General features: G+C 45.4%; 7 protein-coding genes. 6 read left to right on the top strand and 1 reads right to left on the bottom strand.

The genetic code is table 11. The features are described from left to right. The 6 genes from A3757_RS10060 to A3757_RS10085 all read left to right on the top strand — a co-directional run. Window positions 1-319, top strand: a 319-nt coding sequence (locus tag A3757_RS10060; RefSeq protein WP_197469980.1) for a YqgE/AlgH family protein, incomplete at its 5' end; no start/stop codon positions are given. Continuing rightward, window positions 319-771 (top strand): Holliday junction resolvase RuvX, encoded by a 453-nt coding sequence (gene ruvX / locus A3757_RS10065; RefSeq protein WP_068508683.1) that lies wholly within the window; start codon window positions 319-321, stop codon window positions 769-771. The genes A3757_RS10060 and ruvX, both read left to right, overlap by 1 nt. Continuing rightward, on the top strand, window positions 764-1,261 hold the full coding sequence (gene pyrR, locus A3757_RS10070; protein ID WP_068508682.1) for a bifunctional pyr operon transcriptional regulator/uracil phosphoribosyltransferase PyrR: 498 nt from the start codon (window positions 764-766) through the stop codon (window positions 1,259-1,261). Before ruvX ends, pyrR begins: the two co-directional genes overlap by 8 nt. Window positions 1,262-1,300: 39 nt before the next feature. Continuing rightward, window positions 1,301-2,284, top strand: coding sequence for an aspartate carbamoyltransferase catalytic subunit (locus A3757_RS10075; RefSeq protein ID WP_068508681.1), 984 nt, complete (start codon window positions 1,301-1,303; stop codon window positions 2,282-2,284). Next, window positions 2,281-3,558, top strand: a complete 1,278-nt coding sequence (locus A3757_RS10080) for a dihydroorotase family protein (RefSeq protein ID WP_068508679.1) — start codon at window positions 2,281-2,283, stop codon at window positions 3,556-3,558. The genes A3757_RS10075 and A3757_RS10080 overlap by 4 nt, the downstream gene beginning before the upstream one ends. A 33-nt stretch (window positions 3,559-3,591) precedes the next feature. After that, window positions 3,592-4,023, top strand: a complete 432-nt coding sequence (locus A3757_RS10085; protein ID WP_068553658.1) for a helix-hairpin-helix domain-containing protein — start codon at window positions 3,592-3,594, stop codon at window positions 4,021-4,023. Window positions 4,024-4,077: 54 nt separating this feature from the next. Here A3757_RS10085 and A3757_RS10090 read toward each other — a convergent pair. Then, window positions 4,078-4,225: HU family DNA-binding protein (locus A3757_RS10090; RefSeq protein ID WP_197469982.1), on the bottom strand; the 148-nt coding region annotated here is incomplete at its 5' end.

Raw genomic sequence — 4,225 nt, forward strand, 5'->3', positions numbered from 1 at the left:
TGGTTTTATCTTTCATGATGGTGAAAAATGTTGGCAATCTACGCTAGAGTTATCATCCGGACTGAAACTCACCACATCTAAAGACATCCTTGAAGCCATTGCACAGGGAACCGGGCCACAAACCTATCTGGTTGCCCTTGGCTATGCTGGTTGGGGAGAGGGGCAGTTAGAAGGTGAGCTCACAGAAAACACTTGGTTAACTTGCCCCGGGTCTCAGGACATATTGTTTGCTGACGACGATAGCAAAAAACTGACAATGGCGATGGATATTCTCGGTATTAAGGCAGACCAGCTCAGTGGCCAGATAGGTCACGCTTAATGACCAATGAAGCCTTGACCTACTTATGTTTTGACTTTGGTGTAAAGCGCTTCGGTGTTGCCTGTGGGAATAGCCTACTTAAAACCGCATCAGAGCTTGCTCCCATTAAAGCCAGAGAGGGGATTCCTGACTGGGAAGTAATTGAACAATTGGTAGAAGAATGGAAACCGACAGGCTTTGTCGTTGGTTTACCTTTGAATATGGATGGCTCTGAAAGCGATATGTCATTGCGAGCGAAGAAGTTCGGTAAGCGCTTAAAAGGCCGTTTTAATAAACCGGTCGATATGATGGATGAGCGGCTCTCAAGCTTCGAAGCTAAGCAGGCGGTGAAAGCTAGAACGGGTCGGTACGTAGATTTTGGGGATCACTCGGTTGACGGTGCCGCAGCATGTTTAATACTAGAAAGCTGGTTTGCAGCAATGAGTGACAATAAAGGAACTGACAATGCATGATGAACAAGCTGTAGAAGCCTTATTGGGTGCGATGTCACAGCAACTAAGCCATTATTTGGCAGAAAAGAATATCACTGACTATGAGTTTGTCGGGATTCGCACCGGCGGTGTTTGGGTCGCTAAGGCTATTCAAAAAAGTTTGGCGAATGAAAAACTGATTGGTGAGCTTGATATATCTTTCTATCGCGACGACTTTACTCAAATTGGTTTGAATCCAAAAGTTGAGCCATCTAGCTTGCCCTTCGAAACAAAAGATAAGCATATCGTTTTATTCGATGATGTCTTAATGTCTGGCCGTACTGTGCGTGCAGCGATGAACGAACTATTTGATTACGGCAGACCAGCAAGTATTACACTGGCCGTACTGGTAGATGTAGGGCGTCCGGAGCTTCCAATCGCACCTCATGTGGTTGGGGCGAAATTATCTTTAGCCGAGGGGCAGCGTATAAAGCTTATCGGTCCAGAGAATCTACACCTAAAAATACAGTAACTACATTTCAACGACGACGGTTTTTAACAGGAAATTTTCATGCAGGCGCCTATTCAACTAACTAAGTCAGGAAGACTCAAGCACTTCTTGACGGTATCTGGGCTCAGTAAAGAGCTCCTGACAGAAATTTTGGATACCGCAGACTCATTGATCGAAGTTGGCGAAAGGAACATCAAAAAAGTTCCCCTTTTGCGTGGCAAAACTGTCGTGAATCTTTTCTTTGAAGCCAGTACACGGACTCGAAGCACCTTTGAATTGGCTGCCAAGCGTTTATCCGCCGATGTACTTAATCTGGATATTAATACCTCTGCTACCTCAAAAGGCGAATCGCTTTCGGATATGCTGCGTAATCTCGAAGCGATGGCCAGTGATATGTTTGTTGTTCGACATGCCTCGAGTGGTGCCGCGCATTTTATCGCAGAGTCTGTCACACCTGGTGTGGCTATTGTGAATGCAGGAGATGGTTGGCACGCCCACCCGACACAAGCAATGCTGGATATGCTGACTATTCGTCAGAATAAGGGGCAATTCGAGGGCCTGAAAGTCGCAATTGTGGGTGATATTTTGCATTCAAGAGTTGCACGATCCCAGATTAGAGCGCTGAATACACTCGGTGTTGATGAGGTAAGAGTGATAGCTCCTAATACCTTGCTGCCGAAAAGTGTCGAGTCATTGGATGTTAATGTCTATAACAATATGGATGAAGGCCTAAAAGACCTTGATGTGATTATTATGCTTCGATTGCAGCGTGAACGAATGCAAGGAGCTTTGCTACCGAGTGAGCAGGAATACTTTCAGCTTTATGGCTTGACTCGTGAGCGCTTGGCACTAGCCAAACCTGATGCAATTGTAATGCACCCGGGGCCGATTAACCGCGGCGTTGAGATCGAGTCGGAAGTTGCAGATGGCGAGCAGTCAGTGATCCTGGATCAGGTCACTAATGGTATTGCTGTAAGAATGGCGGTTATGTCGATGGCAATGAGTGGTCAAACGGAAGAGAAAAACAGTGAGGAGTCAAAATGAGCATGCTTCTTAAAAATGGTCAGCGTCTAGTTTTCTCTGACTCCGGCGCGTCCTGGGCTCCTTTTGAAACCTTGCTGATTAAAGATGGTCTGATCGAGGCAATCGATGTTGCCGAGATAAGTGGCACTCCTACAAAAGAATTGAATGGAGCCTATGTATTACCAGGCTTGATTGATCTTTCTGTCGCTTTGCCAGAGCCAGGAAACTCCATAAAAGGCAGTATCGCAAGTGAAACCAAAGCCGCCGCCGCGGGTGGCGTGACGACCTTATGCTGTACTCCAGAAACCCGGCCGGTCAATGACTCTCAAGCTGTGTCAAAGTTGATTAGAGAGCTAAGCGCACAGACGGACTATTGCAGAGTTTTACCAATTGGTGCGTTGACGCAGGGACTAAAAGGAGAGCAGTTAGCTACCTATTCATCCCTGAAGAAAGCGCAATGTGTGGCTTTGAGTAACGCTTACAACCCGCTTAAAAATTTAGCCGTGACCAAGCGCTGTTTTGAATATGCAAAAACGCATGAGATGAGCGTTTTTGTGAACCCTGTAGAGCCCTCATTACAACAAGGGGTCATGCATGAAGGTGAAGTAAGTACCACCGTTGGCCTGCAAGGCATTACTTCTTTGGCTGAAACCATCGCCGTTGCGCAATTGATTCAGTTAGCTAAAGCAACGGGAGTGCATCTCCACCTTTCTCAATTGTCGGCGGCTGAATCTGTTTCTCAGCTTGAGCAAGCAAAAGCTGCAGGTGTAAATATTACGGCAGATGTTGCGATTCAGAATCTACTCTACACCGATGAGTGTATTGAGGATTTTAATAGTGTTTATTATTGCTTACCGCCGTTAAGAGAAGAGCGGGATCGTTTAGCACTTGTTGATGGTGTAAACCGTGGTGTGATTGATGCGATCACCAGCGCTCATCGTCCACATGAGGCTGCAGCGAAACAAGCGCCTTTTGCTGAAACTGAAGCGGGAATGAGTAATATAGAATTTCTTTTGCCCTTTGCCATGCGTTTAGAGGACAGCGGAGAAATAAGTCTGCCCAGATTTATTGAAGCGATGACTCGAGGGTCTAGCAAGGTTTTACGCAGGAACTGTCCGAAAATAGAAGTAGGAGCCGTGGCTGACTTATGTGTTTTTTCTCCTGAAGGTGAACGTCAGTTGAGTGCTGACAAAATCATTTCTCATGGAAAAAACACACCTTTAATAGGAAAAAGTTTGAAGGGGCAAGTACTCACAACTATTCTAGATGGTAGGATTTCTTTCGAGTTAGATTGATTGCACCTTACACATAGGATTGGAGAATAAGGTATGGGTATTATCGGATTCCTTGGCTTTGTTTGTGTTTTATGGGGGCTTTACGTATTAGCAAAAAATACTAATGAAAGCCTTGAACAGCAGAAACAAATGCTGATAGAGCTGAAGCAACTAAAGCTATTAGCTGAGCGCGTGAGTGAGAGAGAGCCTAGTCCGCCGAAAATATACCAGGTAGAAGATACGCGTCAGCCTAAAGATAATGGTGAGGATAAAGCAGAAACGGAATGTGAAGTTAGCCTTAGTAAGCAGCTGATTGATATTAATCAGGATGACATTGTCGTTTTGCAAACATTACCGGGTGTGGGTAAGGTTCTGGCGCAAAAGATTATTGATGGCCGGCCCTATGAATCTATGGATGCTTTATTGAAGGTACAGGGGATTAGTCAGGATTTATTAGCGAAGCTACAGGTTTCGATAAAACTTTAGTAGAAATAAAAAAGAGGCCTTGAAAGCCTCTTTTTTGAATTTGGCTCAGGCCAGCTAGCCGTTCACTGCATCTTTCAGTGACTTGCCAGGCTTGAAGCCAACAGACTTGCTTGCAGCAATCTGGATTGTTGCACCAGTTTGAGGGTTTTTACCAGTACGAGCACTTCGCTCTCTGACTGAAAATGTGCCGAAACCGATCAGG

It is taken from the genome of Oleiphilus sp. HI0117 (assembly GCF_001635235.1).